This window comes from Bartonella sp. AP280QHHD (genome assembly GCF_042196125.1).
Taxonomy (GTDB): domain Bacteria; phylum Pseudomonadota; class Alphaproteobacteria; order Rhizobiales; family Rhizobiaceae; genus Bartonella.
In genome coordinates, this window is record NZ_JBHIPQ010000050.1 from 52,979 (window position 1) to 74,178 (window position 21,200).

Genomic DNA, 21,200 nt, shown 5'->3' on the forward strand with positions numbered 1-21,200 from the left:
TCATCATATGACAAAGATTACAACCAAAAATCCTGTTGTGTGCGCTGTTAATTGGAATAGATTACATGATGAGAAAGATCTTGAAGTATGGAACCGCTTAACTGGGAATTTTTGGTTACCTGAGAAGGTTCCACTTTCCAATGACATTCCCTCATGGTCAAGCTTAACGGATGAAGAACGCAAGCTAACGATTCGTGTTTTTACAGGACTAACGCTTCTTGATACAATTCAAAACACTGTAGGAGCCATTTCGCTTCTGGCTGATGCGATAACAGAGCATGAGGAGGCAGTTTTGACGAATATTGCCTTCATGGAAGCGGTTCATGCACGTTCTTATTCCTCTATTTTTTCAACCCTTTGTTCGACGGTAGAAGTTGATGATGCGTTTAGATGGTCAGAAGAAAATATTCATTTGCAGAAAAAGGCTAGATTAGTACTTGAGCGTTATGAAGCAAATGATCCACTTAAGAAAAAAATTGCTTCGACTTTGCTGGAAAGCTTTTTATTTTATTCTGGTTTTTATTTGCCCATGTATTGGGCCAGTCGCGCTAAGTTGACCAATACAGCAGACCTCATTCGACTAATCATTCGTGATGAAGCAGTCCATGGTTATTATATAGGTTATAAATTCCAATTGGGCTTTGCAAAGCTTGATGAAGCCAAAAGACAAGAAATTAAAGATTTTGCTTTTAACCTGCTCTTTGATCTTTATAACATCGAGTGCAAATATACTGAAGATCTTTATGATGCGCTTGGATTGACAGAAGATGTTAAAATTTTTCTTCATTATAACGCTAACAAGGCTTTAATGAATTTAGGTTTTGAAGCTCTTTTCCCCCCTGAGGTTTGTCGTGTTAATCCCGCTATTTTGGCAGCTTTATCACCAAACTCTGACGAAAATCATGACTTTTTTTCAGGGGCAGGTTCTTCTTATGTCATTGGCAAGGCGGTTGCTACCACGGATGATGATTGGGAATTTTAATGTTTGCATGCAAATAGAAGTGCGCGGGGTATTCCACTGAGGTCTTTGCGCATTTCTAAACATTGGAAGCCATTTGTTTCAAACAAATTGCAAACTTCTTTTTCTTGAGAGTAACCAATTTCAACAGCGATAGTGCCGTTTTCTTTTAAGTAGTTGGCTGCTTCATGGGCGAGCTTTCGATAAAAATCAAGACCATCTTTTCCACCGACAAGAGCGCGCAATGGATCATGTAAGCGCACTTCTTTTGCAAGTTTTTTGATATCTTTTGCGGGGATATAAGGTGGATTGGAAACAATAAAATCAAAGCGATCTGTGACAGAATCAAACCAGTCGCTAAGAAGGGGTGTGAAGCGGTGTGCTACTTCAGCATTTTTTGCATTTTTTGTCGCTGTTTTAAGGGCATCTTCAGAAATATCGACAGCGACTGCATAGGATTGGGGAATTTGTTTAAGAATGGCAATGGCAATGGCGCCACTTCCTGTTCCCATATCAAGGAATGTTGTTCTTCTCGAATTTTCGATCTGTTTTTGGAGAAAAGGGAGAACAAGATCTATCAGCGTTTCTGTATCAGGGCGTGGTTCTAACGTCTCTTGAGATAATGTAAAAGATATACCATAAAATTCTCGTGCTCCTATAATACGGTAAACGGGTTCGCCTGCAATACGCCGTTGTAAAGCCTGTTCTATTTGTATAATATGCTCAGAAGATAGATGCATATCTGGTTTAGAAACTCTTTCAGCAGCATTTATTCCTGTTATCCATTCAATGAGTATATTCGCATCGAGATTGGCTTCAGAAATTCCTTTCATGCGCAATTTTTCTTGAGTTTGTTGGATGACATTTTTGAAAGAATATTTGTTCAATTATTGTCCATTTCCATCAGGAGTGCTGTTTGGTGATCTGAGATGAGTGCATGAATAAGCTCATCAAGATCTCCCTCTAGAATGCGATCAAGCTTATACAAGGTTAGATTAATACGGTGATCCGTGACACGTCCTTGTGGAAAATTATAGGTACGAATACGTTCTGAGCGATCACCAGAACCAACTTGGCTTTTACGAGAAGCTGAACGTTCACTTTCCGCTTTTTGTCGTTCGATATCGAATAAGCGTGCCCGTAAAATTTGAAGGGCTCGTGCTCGGTTTTGATGTTGTGATTTTTCTGCTTGTACGACCATAATTCCTGTTGGAATATGCGTGATACGAACAGCTGAATCCGTTGTATTAACATGCTGTCCTCCTGCTCCAGATGCACGCATTGTGTCGATACGAATATCTTCAGGACGAATATCAATATCAATATCTTCAGCTTCTGGAAGCACAGCAACGGTAGCAGCAGATGTATGGATACGCCCACCTGTCTCTGTTTCTGGGATACGTTGCACACGATGAACCCCTGATTCATATTTCAATTTAGAAAAGACACCTTTTCCTGAAATGGTAGCAATAATCTCTTTATATCCGCCAACTTCCCCCTCACTAAGTGAAATAACTTCTACTTTCCAATTGTGAGCATGGGCATAACGTTCATACATGCGGAAAAGATCACCGGAAAAAAGTGCTGCTTCTGAGCCACCCGTTCCTGCTCGAATTTCAACAATAGCGTTTTTTTCATCAGCAACATCTTTAGGTAAAAGCAGAATCTGGAGTTCTTTTTCAAATTGCTCTACTTTTTTATATAACGATGGTAGCTCTTCCTGGGCAAGATTACGCATCTCTATATCTGTTTGTTTATCGTTGATAATCGTTTCTAATTCTGTAATCTCTTCGTAAAGAGCATTTAATGCGCGTATAGAGGTAATAACGGGTTGTAGTTCTGCATATTCAGAAGCTAATTTGACATATGTTTCAGCATTTGGATTCGTCGTCATTTGGCTTTCAATTATTTCAAAGCGCTTTTCAAGCTGTCTCATACGATCTTGTGGCAAGGAAACCATGATAATATTGGCCTAATTTTTCATAATACAATTTTTATAATATTTTGTTGCAATGATTGTTTGTTATAATATTGGCAATGAATTACCGTATAGCATCATACAAAGAGGGGTAATAAAGCAATTCTTTTTTTTTGCCAATGAAAACTATTATATTTTAAAGGTAAATTTTTATAAAATTTGATTTGCCTGAGGTATTTTATCTAATGATATATGATTACTTTTTTAAGAGTTTTTTTTTCCGTAAAGTTCAAGGCGGTGATGAATAATATCATAGCCAAGGGATTTTGCAATTTCCTCTTGCAGCTTTTCAATAACATCAGAATGAAACTCGATAACTTGTCCTGTTTCTATATCAATGAGATGATCATGATGTTGCCCATCTGCTTGCTCAAAACGAGATGGACCACCACTAAAGCTATGGCGATGAATTGTTCCATTTCCTTCTAATATTTTCATGGTTCGATAAACAGTTGAGAGTGAAATATTCGAATCTATTTTGTTTGCACGCTGAAAAATTTCAAATGCATTAGGATGATCATTTGTATCAGTCAAAATATCAAGAATAACTCGTCGTTGACGTGTTACTCTTAAACCAGCTGTGCGCAATTCTTGCTCATAATTTCGCTTTTTATTCATTTGCATAGTTTGCTTTTCAAACAAAGGCTCCATGACAGTGTTTGTATTTTTTCTCTGAACCGCAAGGACAACGCTCATTACGTCCAACTTTTCCCCATGTGGTTATATCGTTAGGGTCACGATCTTGTGGATTAACAAATCTATTTTCTTGTGATCGTGCCCATAAGGTGGGAGCATTTTCTTGACTTTGATCATTAAAGACAGAAGAAGCAGCATCAGTTTGCTCAGGTATGGTCGGTTCTGTGGGGTGTTGAATGATTTCAAAGCGCATAAGCTTAGAAGTGACAATTCGGCGCAAATTTTTCAACATACTTTGAAAGAGTTCAAATGATTCTGTCTTATATTCATTGAGCGGATCCCGCTGCGCATAACCACGAAAACCAACAACAGAACGCAAATGGTCTAAACTCACCAGATGTTCACGCCATAACGTGTCAATAGTTTCGAGCAATACTGCTTTGTGAAAATAAGCCATAACTTCTGGAGAATATCGTTCAGTACGCTCATTTTCAAGTTTTGTAACAGCATTTGATACACGCTCTAGAATTTGCTCCTCGGCAATTCCATCTTCTTTTGCCCATTCTTCCACTGGAAGCTCAAGATTAAAGAGTTGTTGAAGCTCTTCTTCAAGAGTTTTTGCATCCCATTTTTCAGAATATGTCCCTGAAGGAATATAAGCCTCTACGAGATCCTCTACGACTTCATTGCGCATTTCAAGGATCATTTCTGATAAATCATCTGCGTTCATGACCTCCATACGCTGTTCAAAAATAACCTTGCGTTGATCATTCATGACATCATCATATTTTAGCAGATTTTTACGAATTTCAAAGTTTCGTGCTTCAACCTTTTTTTGTGCTTTTTCAAGGGCTTTATTAATCCATGGATGGATAATAGCTTCATTTTCTTTCAATCCAAGTTTTTGCAGCATACCATCCATACGGTTAGAGCCAAAGATACGCATAAGATCATCTTGAAGAGAGAGAAAGAATTTTGAGCGACCAGGATCGCCTTGGCGACCAGAACGTCCACGAAGTTGGTTATCAATACGACGGCTTTCATGACGTTCAGTAGCGATAACGTAAAGCCCTCCAGCCGCTAAAGCTTTTTCTTTAAGCTTCTGAACATCTTTTTTTATTTCTTCAATTTTAGCTGTCCGCTCTGGACCTTCCGGGATATCCTGTAACTCTTGTCGGATGCGCATTTCAACATTACCACCAAGCTGTATATCCGTACCGCGTCCTGCCATGTTGGTTGCAATGGTGAGAGCTCTAGGAACTCCTGCTTGCGCAATGATATATGCTTCTTGTTCGTGATAGCGAGCATTTAAGACTCTAAAATCGGTAATGCCTTCTTTTCGCAAACGCTCTGCCAATTGTTCTGACTTTTCAATAGAGGTTGTTCCAACAAGAATAGGCTGTTCTTTTTCATGAGCTTGACGGATATCACGCACAATTGCCCGATATTTCTCTTCTGCTGTTCGATAAATCTCATCATCTTCATCAATACGTTGTATTGGCAAATTTGTAGGGACTTCGACAACGTCAAGACCATAAATATTTCTGAATTCTTCGGCTTCTGTTGTTGCAGTTCCAGTCATGCCAGATAATTTTCTATACATACGGAAGTAATTTTGGAAAGTGATGGAAGCAAGTGTCTGGTTTTCTGGTTGAATAGCAACATGCTCTTTAGCTTCTAACGCTTGATGAAGTCCTTCAGAATAACGCCGCCCAGGCATCATTCGCCCTGTAAATTCGTCAATAATAACGATTTCATCATTGCGAACAATATAATCTTTATCGCGAGCAAACAGTTTATGAGCTTTTAGAGCATTATTGACATGATGAACGATAGCGACATTTTCTATGTCATAAAGACTCTCACCTTTAAGATGCCCAGCTTGTTCGAGCATTTTTTCAATTTTTTCAGTACCAACTTCGGTAAAGGTCGTTGTTTTTTGTTTTTCGTCTATTTCATAGTCTTCTGGAGTTAAGGCAGGAATAAATGTATCAATAAGGTTATAGAAGTCAGTGCGATCTTCTAGAGGACCAGAAATAATAAGGGGGGTACGGGCTTCATCAATAAGAATCGAATCAACTTCATCAACAATTGCGTAATGATGTCCACGTTGGACCATTTGACTATGATCGAAGGCCATATTATCACGCAAATAATCAAAACCTAGTTCATTATTTGTGGCATAGGTGATGTCGCATGCATAGGCTTCTCGGCGGGCATCACTATCAAGATCATGAAGAATCACGCCTGTTGTAAGCCCTAGAAAACTAAAAATTTTCCCCATTGTTTCAGCATCACGACTGGCGAGATAATCGTTTACTGTCACAACATGAACGCCTTTACCTTCCAATGCATTGAGATAAATTGGTAGAGTTGCCATTAATGTTTTACCTTCACCAGTACGCATTTCAGCTATGCCGCAGTCGTGAAGGACCATTCCACCAATAAGTTGTACGTCAAAAGGACGCATGTCATAAACACGTTTTGCGGCTTCACGAACAGTCGCGAAAGCTTCCGGTAAGAGCAAATCAACACCCTCACCTTCACTAAGACGTTTACGAAAGGCATCTGTTTTTTGGCAAAGTTGCTCATCACTTAATTTTACGAATTGTTCTTCCAAAGCATTAATTTGTGCAACTTTTTGGCGGAGTGCTTTGAGATGTCGCTCATGAGCTGAACCAAAAAACTTACGGGCAAAAACACCTAAACTGACCATCTCTGGCCCTTTCTTTTAATTGTTGTCACTCTTGTTGGGTAATTCATACGCTCTCCCCATACTCTACATTTTCTTCAAATTATCTGATATCATTAGTGACATCATGAAATGCAGATGGTACCATTATACTTGCTGGTGTGCAATTTTTCACTCTAATTATAAAGTAGAGATAAGAGGCTAAGCGCTTTATGTCAACTTTAAGTATGCTATTTAACTGATACAATACAAAGTAATTTAAGATACAATATGTCATTTTTCTCTATTATCATGTTTTTCATCTGCATTAGATAGGATTGGAGAAACTGAGATAAAAGGATAATTTTATACTTTTTTTAAATAAAATTACTAATTTATTTCTCTATGTTTAAAGATTAAAGTGTTATGGTAAAGAAAATTGGAATCTTGAACCTGCCTTCATTTTTAAGGAGTATATTTATGAAATTTAACTTTATCACGCTTTTTTTAGCATCAACTTTATTGGCAAGTACAAGTTTAGGGGTGAGTGCTCAAGAAGGTTTGAATTCATCGTCGAGTGATTTAAAGACTTTAGAGAAAGCTTCTGAAAAAGCCGTTTCTCCTTCTCATGTTATGGCGGTTATTGATGGGAAAAATATTACAGCAGGCCAATTGGATGATTTAGCGCTTGAAATAAATCCTAATTTAGCACGTTTTCCTGATGAACAACGCCGTATGATGGTTCTAAAAGCTTATTTAGATATGCAGGCCCTCGCAAAAGCAGCAAGAAGCAAAGGTCTTGATAAGACAGAAGCTTACGATAAACGTATGGCAGTCATGCGTGACAATGTTCTTCAACAGCTTTATTTTAAACAGGCGATTGTTGATAAAATATCGGATACTGATTTGGAAGCTCTTTATAAGCAAGAAGTTGCTGCTTTACCTAAAGAGGATGAGGTTAAAGCGCGTCATATTTTGGTCAAAACGAGAAAAGAAGCAGAAGCTATCATTAAGCATTTAAATAAAGGCGAAAATTTTGAAGAGATTGCAAAGAAAAGTTCAACAGATGGTTCTGCTGCCGTTGGGGGTGATCTTGGTTATTTTAGCCATGGTCAAATGGTCAAGCCTTTTGAAGATGCCGCATTTGGTTTGAAAGTTGGCGAATACACAAAACAACCCGTTGAAAGTCCTTTTGGTTGGCATATTATTAAATTAGAAGATCGTCGTGTAAAACAACCGCCTGCATTTGATGATGTTAAAGAGATGTTGCGGACACAGCTGATAAAAAAGCGCTATCAAGAACTGATTGTTGATTTGCGTAGCAAGATAGATGTGAAATACCCTGATCCTAATGTTACAAAAATCATGGAATCGCTTCATCAAAATGGGACGCTACTTCCCGATGAGACATCTGATGAAGAAGATACGGAATAGCTAGTAAAAATAAGTAGATAGCCTCTTTAATAGATAATTTGCTAGGTTAGTTTTGTTCAAAAAGCCTAGCAGTTTTCTATGAGAGGTTATTGATCTGCAATCATTTCATTTTTTTATAGAAAGCATATTGTGGTTTTGAAAATCTCTCCTTTGTCGCCTCAAAAGATCCAAGAGCTTTCTCCATTATCTGGTGTACGGATAGCAACAGCTGAAGCTGGGATTAAATATAAAGATCGTACAGATCTTCTTTTCATCATATTCGATAAGCCAGTGAGTGTGGCCGGTGTTTTTACCCGTTCAAAATGTCCATCTTCCCCTGTAGAGCATTGTCGTGCATCGCTTCCTCATGGGGTTGCGAGGGGTGTTGTTGTGAATTCTGGAAATGCAAATGCTTTTACAGGAAGCAAAGGAAAGCACACAACCGATGCAATTATTTGTGCAGCAGCGAACGCTTTAAAGGTTAGAGAAGATGAAATTTTTATAGCTTCTACGGGTGTTATTGGTGAGCCAATGGATGCATCGGGTATTGTCAATCTTTTACCAAGTATGACAGAGACAGCAGAAGAGGGAAATTGGTTGGAAGCTGCAAAAGCCATAATGACAACGGACACATTTCCAAAACTTGCGACCCGCACTTTTGACTGTGGGGGAGAGCGTGTTACCATTAATGGAATTGCAAAAGGTGCTGGTATGATTGCACCCGATATGGCGACAATGCTGTCATTTGTGGTTAGTGATGCTACCATTTCTTCGGATGCACTCCAATCCATGTTATCAGAGGCAGTTGAGGGTTCTTTCAATTCAATTACTGTTGATAGCGATACCTCAACTTCAGATACGCTTATGTTGTTTGCGACAGGAAAAGAACATGTTCCATGTCTTACAAGTAAATCTGATCCGCGTTATGGGGTTTTTGTGAAACAATTGAGTGCACTTCTGCATGAACTTGCACTACAAGTTGTTTGTGATGGTGAAGGTGCTCGTCATTTAATTGAGGTTAATGTGGTGGGTGCTACAACAAATAATGCAGCTAAAACTATTGCTTTATCAATTGCAAATTCACCGCTCGTAAAAACGGCTATTGCCGGTGAAGATGCGAATTGGGGGCGGGTCGTTATGGCAGTTGGGAAGGCCGGTGTTGAAGTCGATCGTGATCTATTGACGATTTGGTTTGGTGAGCATCGTGTGGCCGTGAATGGCGTACGAGATCCTGAGTATTGTGAAGAGACAATAGGTACTTATATGCAAGGTAAGCACATCACGATTCGTGTTGATATCGGTTTGGGTAAGAGTACGGCGACGGTTTGGTCTTGCGATTTAACAAAAGAGTACGTTATGATCAATAGCGATTACAGAAGTTAATGGATGCACTTTATATTTAACAGTTTATTATTTTTCAGAGCAAATGGGGTATGTGAGCTCTTTTAGGAGCAGAGGGGATATGATAGAAAAGTCAGTTATCTTTATGTTCCCTATTGGGGAGTGATATGTGTATGAAAAGTTCCATTCTTCTTGTTGTTGCATGTGCACTGTTAGATCAGAATAATCGTGTTTTGCTTACACAGCGTCCTGAAGGAAAATCATTGGCTGGTTTATGGGAGTTCCCTGGTGGCAAGGTTGAGCAAGGTGAAACTCCGGAAGCATCATTGATTCGTGAATTAGAGGAAGAGCTTGGTATTTATGTTCAACCAAATAATTTACACCCTTTAACATTTGCAAGTCATAGCTATAAAACATTTCATCTCTTAATGCCATTGTATCTTTGTGACCATTATGAGGGCGTTGCGCAAGGACGAGAGGGCCAAAATTTAGAATGGGTTTTTATTAATGATCTTGATAAATACCCTATGCCTGATGCTGATAAACCATTGGTTCAGGTATTGAAAAATCATCTTCTTTAATGTGTTATAAGAAGAAAATATAATTCAATATATTGATTTAAAATAATAATTTATATTTTTTATGTTGAATGGGAAAGTCCAGGGTCATAAAAATTTTCTCATTTCAAATCTGTTTTATGTTAAATTAGTCAAAACCATTCTTTTGCACGTTCCAAGCGGGGCGGGTCATGTGGATAAAATTATTTAAGAAAGAAATAAAATACGTGTTGAAAGAATACTCTCCAATAGCCAAGGGTTATCGCAACATTGAGAATTGGCAAAGTGTATAATGATGCCTTTGCACGCTTCATAAGCATAAAAATGGTGGTAGATAATGGATTTATACTTTTCGCGATTATTATTGAGAGATTGTCTTGGATGCACCGAGAGATATTAGGAGTATTTCTTTCATAAGATATCGATAATAGGAAAAATTTCAAAAAATGTTGCTTTTGATTAAGAGGGGCATATCCCTTACGTAATATAGAACGCCATTGTGTTGCATATTTGCGGGGTTGTTTAAAAGAGGCATCTCGCAATATTCCAAAGCCCATTTCGTGCCGGCACTCGTGAATGGTATAATGGTAGAGCTTTATAAGATAAAATCTATTGAGCGCCACTATCTTTACGCTTGTGAAGGAGTAAGCTGGTTCCAATGTTAGTTATGATAGCTCTTGGCATTTGAGAGCATTCAGAAGGGATATTTTTCTTTTCGTAATCATTTTTACTTATACATCAATTTCGCTTGTGATGAACAAGCAAGCGATTTTGATTGATTCAACATAAAAACAGATTTGAAATAAGAGAATTTTACGATATTTAGAATGCTTGATGCAGAGTGAATGATGGATAATTATCCTTATAAATCAATCTATTGCATAATAAAAACATTCAATTAATTTTTTATAGGAGGCATGTATTAAGTTTCTTGAATTGGACGGCGTTTTGCGATAGGATATTGATTTTTTTTAGCGATACGCGTAATTGCTTTTTCCAATGGCTCAATCATAACGTCCATAGAAAAACCATTTGCGTGAATAATATTTGCGTGATCGACCATAATAGCAACATGATCTTTCCAAAAAATTAAATCACCTCGTTGAAGTTTATCAGTATCTGTAAGAAGACTGCCTATAGTTTCTTGCTGCATATCGGTATCACGTAAGACTATTTGATCGGTCATCATCATAGAGAGCTGAATGAGTCCCGAACAATCAATTCCAAAACCGCTGACACCACCCCAAAGATAAGGTGTACGGATAAAGGTTTCTGCAACTGTGACATAATCTTCATATACGCGTCCAATGGGGCTGAGATGGCTCGTAATGATTGCTGTTCCATTTTCAAGAATAGAATACATTGTGTCACGGACTTCAATTTCATCAACAACACTGACTTTGCTTCCCATAGATAATGGGGATACTATTGGTCCACGTAAGTCAGCGTGTAAATATTTAAATGTGCGTGGTACTGAAACCACATGTGTTTGTTTTATGGTTGATGTACAAAGAACTTTTGTATCAATATAACCGACATAACCATCTTTGAGTGATTGTCCCCACGACAATGTTTCCCCTTGTTCAAAAATGAGAAGTTCTTCTCCCAATAAGCATTCTGTTTGTCTTTCACTTTTTTTACTATTTTCTTTAAAAAGTCCAGCGACCGCTGTATTAACACGTCTTTTTTCACCTTGAACAAAGCGTTGAGCTGTAATTTCTGTTTCAAGACGTTGATCTGCTAGATCATCTCTGAATGCATGAAGTCTTGGGTCTTTAGAGATCATCTTTTTGCTTTCCATTTTGTTACTCCTTACCTTTAAACAAACTCATGAAAACTGTATTGGTAAGGTTTTTATCCTCAAACAAAACTAAGAACACAGTGTAAGACCAATTATTCTTTAAGCTGCAAAATTGTCCATTTTTGTGGATATTTGTGTCAAAATTCATTTTTTAAAAATATTATAAAGGGCACGAATAGTTTGTGCTGATCCACCAATAGGGTATCCTGGTTTTTCTTTTGGAACCCATCCATAAAGGTCAAAATGCGCAAAATGTTCAGCTTTTTCAACAAAAGAATTAAGAAATAAAGCAGCCGTTATAGAACCAGCAAAGCTATTTCCAGTTACATTGTTAAGATCGGCAATTGGTGATGATAACATCTCTTGGTAAGGTTTCCAAAGGGGCATTTGCCAAAGAGGATCAAAGACAGCGTGAGCAGATTCAGAAATTTGTTGTGCCCATATTGAATCATTACAATAAAATGCGGGAAGATCTGGTCCTAATGCTATACGCGCTGCCCCTGTTAAAGTAGCCATACAAAGCATGAATTGTGGACTTTCTTCATCACCATAGGCGAGTGCATCGGCAAGGACAAGGCGCCCTTCAGCATCTGTATTACCTACTTCAACACTTAAACCTTTACGACTTTTAAGAATATCACCTGGTCGGTAAGCATTCGCAGAAATTGCATTTTCTACAGCTGGAATCAAAACGCGTAAACGGAAAGGCAATTTTGCATCCATGATAAGTTTAGCCAATCCCAAAACGTTTGCTCCACCCCCCATGTCTTTTTTCATAAGCAACATGTTATTGGCTGATTTAATATCGAGGCCTCCAGTATCAAAAGTTACGCCTTTGCCCACCAACGTTATTTTAGGATGATGTTCTTGCCCCCAGAGTAACTCAATCAGTCGTGGTGCAGTGCTGCCTGCTCGTCCTACAGCATGAATCATCGGAAAGTTATGGGTTAAGAGATCGTCTCCACAAATACTTTTGATATGAGCACCATAGGTTTTTCCTAGTTTTCGAGCTTCTTTTTCGAGAGTATCAGGGTTCATATCATTGGCTGGAATATTAATGAGATCACGGACGAAAAAGACAGCTTCATAAATTCGTTGGAGTTCATTAAGATCAATAGCCTCATTGACATGGATAGATAATGATTTGAAAGAAGAATTTTGACGATAGCGATTAAATTGATAGCTACCGAATGCTAATCCAAGATAGGTATTTATTTCATCAGAGGTTGTACCTTCTAAATGCCATTGACCAGCAGGAAGTTTTTGAGCAAGAACTCCTGTGATAAAAGGATCGTTACCATTGCCAATTCCAAATAAAACTTTTTTTAAATGCCCCGTTTCGTGAGGAATAAAGAGTATTTGTCCCGCTTTACCAGTAAAGTCATTAACTTTTATCCATGCTGTTGTTGACGCATCAAGTGATAAGTTGGCAAGAGTTCTTTGGTTTACCAAGATGATAGGGCAACTGTTATCGATACGTGTTGAGGTAAAATGAATGTGGTGGTGCTGCATAGTTATGAGATCCTTATAGTCGTCTAAGTGCGACATATTCGACCAAATGATTTTTTCCCTTTCGTAGAATGAGATTGGACCGTGGTCGTGTTGGCAATATATTTTCCTGTAAATTTTTTAAATTAATCGTTTGCCAAAGATCCTCAGCGATTTTTGAAGCTTCTTTTTCATTGAGATGGGCATAACGATGAAAATAGGATTCAGGATTTTGAAAAGCTGTTTTACGCAAACGTTTAAAGCGCTCCAAATACCAGTGACGAATGACTTCTGTTTCAGCATCGACATAGATTGAAAAATCAAAAAAATCTGATACGAAAGGAATAGCTTTTCCATCTTTAGGAAGATCACTGACCTGTAATACATTAATACCTTCAACAATTAAAATATCAGGACGATCAATGGTAATAGTCTGATTTTCTAGAACATCATAGATCATATGTGAGTAAAGCGGGGCACGGACATTTCCGATACCTGCTTTTATAGCCGAAAGAAAGCACAGCAACTTTTTAATGTCATAGGAATCAGGAAATCCTTTGCGATTCATTCGATTTTTTTGCTGTAAGATTGCGTTAGGATAGAGAAAACCATCCGTTGTGATTAGATCAACTTTAAGGCTAGATGTCCATCTTTTCAACAGTTCTTGAAGAATGCGAGCCGTGGTTGATTTTCCTACAGCTACAGAACCAGCAATTCCAATAATAAAGGGCGTTTTTCTACTCTCTTCTTGATGGAGAAACTGCTGACGTTTGTGAAAAAGTTCCTGTACTGCTTCAACATGGCATGATAATAGACGCGATAAAGAAAGATAAATGCGTTGGACTTCTTTAAGATCAATAGGATCATCAATAGAGCGTAAACGCTTAATTTCATCAAAAGTCAAAGTAAGAGGTGTGTCTGCACGAAACTCTGACCATTCTTGTGCAGTAAAAACGCGATAGGGTGAATATCGGTCAGAAACGGATTTGATCAGATTATCTTTCTGATTAATTTTTTGTATAGTCGTATCAATCATTTGTATTGGTCGAGAATTTTTTGCAGCAGCAATTGATTTAAGAGTAGACAGATGAGCGGCTTCATTTTCAAGTAAATTTTGTTTTGCATGCTCTCTTCTTTTAAGATAGTAGATCATTTTTCATTAACTTATAGTCCAGTCATTCCAGTTTGCACGGATTTGTGCTAATGAGTGCCCTTGCGCCAAAAAAGTCCATAAAAGTAGACGCGCTTTTACGGCTGATAAATAACCAGACATGAGAGCACCAGAAGCAATCATATCGATTTCGGAGCCTTTATAGCCATAAGTTATACGAGTTGTTGAGCCATTACAACAACGACTAGCAATAATGATTGGTATTTTTTGTGCATATTGTTGTACAAGGTCTGCTTCTTGAAAACTACAGTGTCCTGCACCAAAACCAGCAATAACAACTCCAGCATAATACCCACTTTCAAGGCATAGTTTCATTAATTTTGCATCAGATGATAAAGAGGAATAGAGGAGTGCAATTTGATGATCATGGTTTTGGGGAAGATCAAACGTTTTTGGGAAAAATTTTCGATCATTGAAATAAATAAGTTTTCCCTCTAAAATAGTTCCTAAAACACCTGCAAGACCTGATTGAAATGTTTCGACTTTGACGGTATGGCTTTTATAGAGCCAATAAGGTGAATGAATTGCATCATTTATGACAACGAGAACGCCCCGGTTACGACTTTGTGTGGCTGCTGCGACACGAGTGGCTGCTAAAATGTTGGCGGGGCCATCGGCGCCTGCTTCATGAGGCATGCGCATAGCACCGGTTATGATGAGTGGTTCGGCTTCTTTCCAATAAAGAGAAAGAAAAAAAGCTGTTTCTTCCAGAGTATCAGTCCCTTGTGTTAAAACAATACCTTCTGCACCAGCGTTTATTTGTTGTTTTGCCCACTTAATTATTTCAAAAAGCATTTGAAACGATAAAGATCCACTTGGTATTTGCATCAATGTTTGTGCATGAATATCAGCAACGTTATTTAAATCAGGAACACTTTTTATGAGGTTATCTGAAGTTAAAGTCGGTTGCATGTGACCAAAACTATCAGCAGTCATTGCAATTGTTCCACCTAAGGTCCCTATGGCTATTTTTTTCATAATTTTCCTCTAAAAAGCACAAACTGTTTATATAAAGCTATTTAGCAGTAATTTACATTGACAACAATGATATCATTTTTCCATTTTCAACAAATTGAGTTATGCTGAATCATTGTGTTTTGCTGTATATGTTCTTAAATAGGACAATAGTAATTGAGTTTTACATTGTATGAAAAGAAATCAATATTAAAAAGTAAAGTTAATATTAAGGAGTTTCCTTATGACAGAACATAAGCCAGACATAATGTATGGTACAACAATTATTACGGTACGAAAAGGTGGAAAAGTCGTGATGGCCGGTGATGGTCAGGTCTCTCTTGGACAGACAATTATGAAAGGCAATGCACGTAAAGTGCGTCGTCTTGGAAAGAACGGAGTGGTTATTGCTGGTTTTGCAGGTGCTACGGCAGATGCTTTTACATTACTGGAGAGATTGGAAACAAAGCTTGAACAATATCCTGATCAGCTTATGCGTGCTTGTGTGGAACTTGCAAAAGATTGGAGAACAGATCGCTATTTGCGTCGTCTCGAAGCAATGATGCTCGTGGCTGATAAGAAAGTAACTTTGGCTCTAACAGGGCTTGGTGATGTCTTAGAGCCAGAAGATGGGGTTATGGCAATTGGCTCTGGAGGAAATTTTGCTCTTTCAGCAGCGCGTGCACTCATGGATTTGGATTTGGATGCAGAAACTATTGCTCGTAAAGCTATGGCTATTGCCGCTAAAATTTGTGTTTACACCAATGATCATTTTACGATTGAAACATTGGATGCAGAATTATCTTCTTTAGAGAAAGCTATTTAAATGTGTGTTGTATTTTCCCCTCGTGAGACTGTTTCTGAACTTGATCGTTTTATTATTGGCCAAAATGATGCCAAACGCTCTGTAGCTATTGCATTGCGCAATCGGTGGCGTAGGCAACAGCTTGATGAGCCGATGCGTGAAGAAGTTATGCCAAAAAATATTTTAATGATAGGGCCAACAGGTGTTGGTAAAACAGGAATCGCACGTCGATTAGCAAAACTTTCTGGAGCACCTTTTGTGAAAGTAGAAGCGACGAAATTTACTGAAGTTGGTTATGTGGGACGTGATGTTGAGCAAATTATTCGAGATCTTGTTGAAATTGCCATTTCTCTTGTGCGTGAAAAGAAACGGGATGAAATAAAAGAAAAGGCTCACGTGAATGCTGAAGAGCGGGTTTTAGACGCCCTTGTTGGTAAAACAGCAAGTCCTGCTACCCGTGATAGTTTTCGTAAAAAATTGCGTGAAGGTGAATTGGATGAGAAAGAGATTGAAATTGAAGTCGCCGATAATAATAGCAATAGTGCTTCAACCTTTGATATTCCTGGTATGCCTGGGGCACAAATGGGTATTATGAATTTATCAGATATTTTGGGAAAAATGGGCAGTCGTACAAAAGTCCGTAAGACGACAGTAAAGGATTCTTTTAAACCGCTCATTGATGATGAATCTGAAAAACTCCTTGATCAGGAGCAAATTATTCAAGAGGCGCTTCGTGTTGCTGAAAATGACGGTATTGTTTTTATCGACGAGATTGATAAAATTGCAACCAGGGATGGTGGAGCAAGTGTTGCGGTTTCGCGTGAGGGCGTTCAACGGGATCTTTTGCCTTTGGTTGAAGGAACAACAATTGCTACAAAATATGGGCAAATCAAAACAGATCATATTCTTTTTATTGCCTCAGGTGCATTTCATGTTTCCAAGCCATCTGATTTATTACCGGAACTTCAAGGACGTTTGCCCATCCGTGTGGAGCTGAACCCTTTAACAAGGGAAGATTTACGGCGCATTCTAACGGAACCAGAAGCTAGTTTGATTAAACAATATATTGCTCTTATGGCAACAGAAGAGGTTCATTTGGAAATTACCGATGATGCAATTGATGCTTTAGCAGATATTGCTGTAGATTTAAATGCAAGGATTGAAAATATAGGGGCACGTCGTTTGCAAACAGTGATGGAGCGCGTTTTGGATGAGATTTCTTTCACTGCACCTGATAAAGCTGGAACATCGTTTAAAATTGATGCTGCTTATGTGAGAAAATCGATTGGCGAGCTTGCTGCTGATATCGATCTTTCACGTTTTATTCTTTGAAAGTTATTGCTTGTTCTGTTTATCTGCGTGCTTCGATAATTTTGAAACCATGGGCTTGTTCATGTATCAACACTGTGCGGAAAATATTTTTTAATAATGTTTCATAAGGCAGGTGGCGGTTTGCAACAAAAAGCAGACTGCCGCTTGGCTTTAAGCACTTTGCAGCATTTATAATAAAATTTTTTCCTAATGAAACATCTGTTGTTTGTTGTGTGTGAAACGGTGGATTTGAAATGATTGTGTCATATAGATTTGTGACAGGTTCATGTACAAGGTCATGCCAATAAAAATGAATTGGAAAAGGAGTTGTTATGGATTTAAGGTGCTGTTTTGCTGCTCTCAAAGCATTGTAGTCTGCTTCATAAAGGTCGAGAGCAGTGAGTTTTTCACTTCTTTCAAGCGCAACGTGAGAAAGATAACCCCATCCAGCACCAAAATCAGCTGTTTTTCCAGAAATAACTTTGAGCATATAAGAAGCAAGCGCAGCAGATCCTGGATCAATACGACCGTGTGAGAACATACCAGAAGTGGTTTGAAATTTACCAAAAGTGAGCGGTGGTGAGCGCAATTGCGCAATGTTATGTCTCTCAATTTGTTGAGGAACTTGCAACCAAAATACAAGACCATGATTTTTAGACAATTTATTGGTGATGGGAACAATTGTTTTGACCCATTTCATCATTGAAGCAGCACCAGCAGTTTTATCCCCACTAATTACAATCCATCTATTGGGTTTAACGCATTCTAATAAATCAAGAAAACAATTTTGGTTCAAACCACGATATTTGCTCAAATGTAAAAATGCACCATCATAGCTGAAAGTTTTATCTATTTGAGGAGAGCAGTGAAATTGAGTATCGACAAATTTTAAAAAATCTGGTCGCCAAGGCGTAATAACTTTTAAATTTTGTGCCCATTCTGGAGCTGGGATTTCTGTTAAACCAAAACTTAGCCAACACTGGTTTGGATCAGGATACGGGAGTTCATGATTTTCAAAAGGCAAAAATAATAACACATATGACTCTTTCAAAGAAAAATGCCACTCCAATGTTGGGATGGCATTTCATGATACGATAAGAGGAAAAACTTACTCTTCTTTCTTACGGCGGCGCTTATTTTCAGGTTGTTTTTTTTCATCCACGCACTTTTCTTCATTCATCGCTTTATCACCGGTGATTTCCTTTCCGGTTGTTTGATCAACGACCTTCATTGATAACCGAACTTTTCCACGCTCATCAAAGCCCATTAATTTAACCCAAACTTTGTCACCTTCTTTTACAATATCTGTTGTTTTGGTGACGCGTTCTGATGCAAGCTGAGAGATATGAACGAGTCCATCACGAGAACCAAAGAAGTTTATAAATGCACCAAATTCTGCAGTTTTTACAACTGTTCCTTGGTAGATAGCACCAACTTCAGGCTCATCGACAATAGAATGGATCCAACGTTTTGCTGCTTCAATGGTTTTAGCATCAGCAGAAGCAATTTTAATGGTACCATCATCTTCAATATTAATTTTTGCTCCAGTTTGTTCCACGATTTCCCGAATAACTTTACCACCAGAGCCGATAACATCACGGATTTTATCGACAGAAATATTCATAACTTCGATTCGTGGAGAAAATTCACTCAGCTCAGCACGTGCACTGGTTAAAGCTTTCGCCATCTCATTAAGGATATGGATTCGTCCACCTTTGGCTTGTTCAAGCGCGATTTTCATAATCTCTTCGGTAATACCATCAATTTTGATATCCATTTGCAAGGCAGTAATACCATTTTCTGTTCCTGCGACTTTAAAATCCATATCTCCAAGATGATCTTCATCCCCTAAAATATCAGAAAGAACAGCAAAGCGTTCTCCTTCTTTAATCAAGCCCATAGCAATACCAGCAACAGGGCGTGCTAGAGGAACACCAGCATCCATAAGAGCAAGTGAGGTTCCACAAACCGTTGCCATAGAAGAAGAGCCATTGGATTCAGTGATTTCTGAGACAGCACGAATGGTATAAGGAAAAGATTCTTTCGTTGGTAACATGGGGTGAATTGCCCGCCATGCCAATTTGCCATGTCCAATTTCACGACGACCTGGAGAACCAAGGCGTCCCGTTTCACCCACTGAAAATGGTGGAAAATTGTAATGGAGAAGGAATGTTTCCTTATACATTCCTGTCAAAGAATCAACATATTGTTCATCTTCACCAGTTCCCAATGTTGCAACGACAATCGCTTGTGTTTCTCCGCGGGTAAAGAGTGCTGATCCATGTGTGCGGGGTAAAATACTTACTTCTGATTGGATAGGGCGTACGGTAGAAAGATTGCGTCCATCAATCCGCTTTTGGGTATCAAGAATGTTTCCGCGAACAATTTTTGCTTGCAACTGTTTAAATACGGTTGCAATTTGATCTGCACTAAATTGACAGTCTTTTTCTGGTTCTGGCATAAATTTATTGAGGATTTCTGTCTTTAGTGCATCAATTGCAGCATAACGTTCTTGCTTATCAGTAATTGTGTAAGCCTTTCGTATATCCTGTTCTGCCATTTTCTGCATCGCTTTTTCAAGCTCAGAAAGATCTTCAGGAACAAAATCACGAGGATCTTTTGCAGCAACTTCAGCAAGCTTTATAATGGCATCAAGGACAGGTTGAAGGCCTTTGTGACCAAACATTACGGCCCCCAACATGATATCTTCCGGTAATTCTTGTGCTTCTGATTCAACCATCAAAACAGCACTTTCTGTTCCAGCAACAACAAGATCAAGTTTTGATTCAGGCATTTCATCGATATGAGGATTAAGAATATATTGTCCATTACAATAGCCAACGCGGGCACCGGCTATAGGCCCCATGAAAGGAACACCTGACAGGGTCAATGCCGCAGAAGATGCAATCATCGCAAGGATATCGGGATTGTTTTCGAGATCATGCTGTATAACGGAAACAATAACTTGTGTATCATTTTTATATCCCTCAACGAAAAGGGGACGAATTGGGCGATCAATCAAACGTGAAACCAAAGTTTCATTTTCACTTGGTCGACTTTCACGTTTTAAATAGCCCCCAGGTATTCGACCAACAGCATAGGATTTTTCTTGATAATTAACGGTGAGTGGAAAAAAGTCCTGGTCTGGTTTTGGGATTTTGGCCGATACAACGGTAGCTAAGACAATCGTTTCTCCATAGGTAGCAATCACTGCACCATCAGCTTGACGCGCTATTTTCCCTGTTTCAAGGGTGAGCGGACGCCCGGCCCATTCAATTTCTATCTTGTGCGTTTTGAACATTTTTTATCCTTAATGACCAGTGTTTAAATCTTTGATTGCTCACATTCTGGTTTTGCGTAGCATACTTCCAAGATCTGGGGTGGACAACATACTTTTTATCTTTGTTGCAAGAAAAGAGAAGTAAACTGCTTAAATGCGAAACGATGAGCAGTTCTATCCCATAATAACTTATCAGTTTTTAAAATTTTTAATTAAAAGCAACACGTTGAAAAAATGGGTGTTTTTTTAATACCACTTCCATTTTTCTTTTAGCGACGCAAACCTAACTTCTTTATAAGTGTCTGATAACGATTTTGGTCAACTCCTTTAAGATAATCAAGAAGACGCCGACGTTGAGATACCATCTTCAAAAGACCACGACGAGAATGATTATCTTTTTTGTGAGATTTAAAGTGGTTTGTTAAATTAGAAATACGTTCAGAAAGTACAGCAATTTGCACTTCTGGTGATCCTGTATCACCAACTTTGTTTGCGTATTCTGCGACAAGAGCTTTTTTACGTTCAGCTGTAATCGACATCGTATTATCCTTTCCAAAAACGAAGAAACATAAAGCCACCCATAGCCGAGATGTCGTTCAGCAAGGGTCTGTGAGAAAACAGGAAAAGTCGAAGACTCTTACCTATTTTCGTTCTTATATAGGAAAGAAGGTTAAAATACTAGTCCTTGACAGCATTTTGAAGTCTTTCTTTAAATAAAAGCTTTTGTTTTGAAATATTGATTTAAATAGAGTTTTATGAGAAGTGTTTTAAACAATTATGCATCCTTTTGATACAAAGATTATGAGTGTGTGTGAGTGGTAACAAAAGTGATAAAT

17 protein-coding genes are annotated in these 21,200 nt (G+C 38.4%); 6 read left to right on the forward strand and 11 right to left on the reverse strand.

The window, feature by feature from the left end:
* Positions 1-7: 7 nt before the first annotated feature.
* Entirely contained in the window at positions 8-982 is a 975-nt protein-coding gene (nrdF, locus tag ACFIMK_RS08315; protein WP_273722534.1) for a class 1b ribonucleoside-diphosphate reductase subunit beta, read from the forward strand.
* On the opposite strand, the gene prmC is transcribed toward nrdF, so the two are convergent.
* From prmC to secA, 4 genes are all read right to left on the reverse strand, one after another.
* Positions 979-1,845 (reverse strand): peptide chain release factor N(5)-glutamine methyltransferase, encoded by an 867-nt coding sequence (prmC, locus tag ACFIMK_RS08320; protein WP_375638355.1) that lies wholly within the window; start codon positions 1,843-1,845, stop codon positions 979-981. The genes nrdF and prmC overlap by 4 nt on opposite strands.
* Positions 1,842-2,918 (reverse strand): peptide chain release factor 1, encoded by a 1,077-nt coding sequence (gene prfA / locus ACFIMK_RS08325; protein ID WP_375613296.1) that lies wholly within the window; start codon positions 2,916-2,918, stop codon positions 1,842-1,844. The genes prmC and prfA overlap by 4 nt, the downstream gene beginning before the upstream one ends.
* A gap of 222 nt (positions 2,919-3,140) precedes the next feature.
* Complete coding sequence (locus ACFIMK_RS08330) at positions 3,141-3,632, reverse strand: Fur family transcriptional regulator (RefSeq protein ID WP_375611830.1); 492 nt, start codon at positions 3,630-3,632, stop codon at positions 3,141-3,143.
* Positions 3,571-6,288, reverse strand: a complete 2,718-nt coding sequence (gene secA, locus ACFIMK_RS08335) for a preprotein translocase subunit SecA (RefSeq protein ID WP_375682844.1) — start codon at positions 6,286-6,288, stop codon at positions 3,571-3,573. The genes ACFIMK_RS08330 and secA overlap by 62 nt, the downstream gene beginning before the upstream one ends.
* A 435-nt stretch (positions 6,289-6,723) precedes the next feature.
* Between secA and ACFIMK_RS08340 the strand changes: the two genes are divergently transcribed.
* The 3 genes from ACFIMK_RS08340 to mutT all read left to right on the forward strand — a co-directional run bounded on the left by ACFIMK_RS08340 (position 6,724) and on the right by mutT (position 9,578).
* Positions 6,724-7,677, forward strand: coding sequence for a peptidylprolyl isomerase (locus ACFIMK_RS08340; RefSeq protein ID WP_375611828.1), 954 nt, complete (start codon positions 6,724-6,726; stop codon positions 7,675-7,677).
* A gap of 129 nt (positions 7,678-7,806) precedes the next feature.
* Positions 7,807-9,039: a bifunctional glutamate N-acetyltransferase/amino-acid acetyltransferase ArgJ gene (gene argJ / locus ACFIMK_RS08345; protein ID WP_375638357.1), complete on the forward strand. Its 1,233-nt coding sequence runs from the start codon at positions 7,807-7,809 to the stop codon at positions 9,037-9,039.
* A 125-nt stretch (positions 9,040-9,164) separates the two neighbouring features.
* Positions 9,165-9,578, forward strand: a complete 414-nt coding sequence (mutT, locus tag ACFIMK_RS08350; RefSeq protein ID WP_375627652.1) for an 8-oxo-dGTP diphosphatase MutT — start codon at positions 9,165-9,167, stop codon at positions 9,576-9,578.
* A gap of 898 nt (positions 9,579-10,476) precedes the next feature.
* On the opposite strand, the gene ACFIMK_RS08355 is transcribed toward mutT, so the two are convergent.
* From ACFIMK_RS08355 to ACFIMK_RS08370, 4 genes are all read right to left on the reverse strand, one after another.
* A complete protein-coding gene (locus ACFIMK_RS08355) occupies positions 10,477-11,340 on the reverse strand; it encodes an NlpC/P60 family protein (protein ID WP_375611871.1) in 864 nt (287 codons plus the stop codon).
* Positions 11,341-11,499: 159 nt separating this feature from the next.
* Positions 11,500-12,867 (reverse strand): M17 family metallopeptidase, encoded by a 1,368-nt coding sequence (locus ACFIMK_RS08360; RefSeq protein WP_375668330.1) that lies wholly within the window; start codon positions 12,865-12,867, stop codon positions 11,500-11,502.
* A gap of 13 nt (positions 12,868-12,880) precedes the next feature.
* Positions 12,881-13,879, reverse strand: coding sequence for a type I pantothenate kinase (gene coaA, locus ACFIMK_RS08365; RefSeq protein ID WP_375627680.1), 999 nt, complete (start codon positions 13,877-13,879; stop codon positions 12,881-12,883).
* A 123-nt stretch (positions 13,880-14,002) separates the two neighbouring features.
* Complete coding sequence (locus ACFIMK_RS08370) at positions 14,003-14,992, reverse strand: asparaginase (protein ID WP_375627650.1); 990 nt, start codon at positions 14,990-14,992, stop codon at positions 14,003-14,005.
* Positions 14,993-15,212: 220 nt separating this feature from the next.
* Between ACFIMK_RS08370 and hslV the strand changes: the two genes are divergently transcribed.
* Both hslV and hslU read left to right on the forward strand, forming a co-directional pair.
* On the forward strand, positions 15,213-15,794 hold the full coding sequence (gene hslV, locus ACFIMK_RS08375; protein ID WP_012754621.1) for an ATP-dependent protease subunit HslV: 582 nt from the start codon (positions 15,213-15,215) through the stop codon (positions 15,792-15,794).
* On the forward strand, positions 15,795-17,105 hold the full coding sequence (gene hslU, locus ACFIMK_RS08380; RefSeq protein WP_375611822.1) for an ATP-dependent protease ATPase subunit HslU: 1,311 nt from the start codon (positions 15,795-15,797) through the stop codon (positions 17,103-17,105).
* A 19-nt stretch (positions 17,106-17,124) separates the two neighbouring features.
* Here the strand turns inward: hslU and ACFIMK_RS08385 are convergent, their stop codons facing one another.
* The 3 genes from ACFIMK_RS08385 to rpsO form a co-directional block, all read right to left on the reverse strand.
* The gene (locus tag ACFIMK_RS08385) at positions 17,125-18,120 is read right to left on the reverse strand and encodes a class I SAM-dependent methyltransferase (protein WP_375650867.1); all 996 of its coding nucleotides are present in this window, start codon (positions 18,118-18,120) and stop codon (positions 17,125-17,127) included.
* 72 nt (positions 18,121-18,192) lie between these two features.
* The gene (pnp, locus tag ACFIMK_RS08390; RefSeq protein ID WP_375630006.1) at positions 18,193-20,385 is read right to left on the reverse strand and encodes a polyribonucleotide nucleotidyltransferase; all 2,193 of its coding nucleotides are present in this window, start codon (positions 20,383-20,385) and stop codon (positions 18,193-18,195) included.
* Between the two features lie 248 nt (positions 20,386-20,633).
* Positions 20,634-20,903, reverse strand: a complete 270-nt coding sequence (gene rpsO, locus ACFIMK_RS08395; protein ID WP_375611819.1) for a 30S ribosomal protein S15 — start codon at positions 20,901-20,903, stop codon at positions 20,634-20,636.
* Positions 20,904-21,200 lie beyond the last annotated feature (297 nt).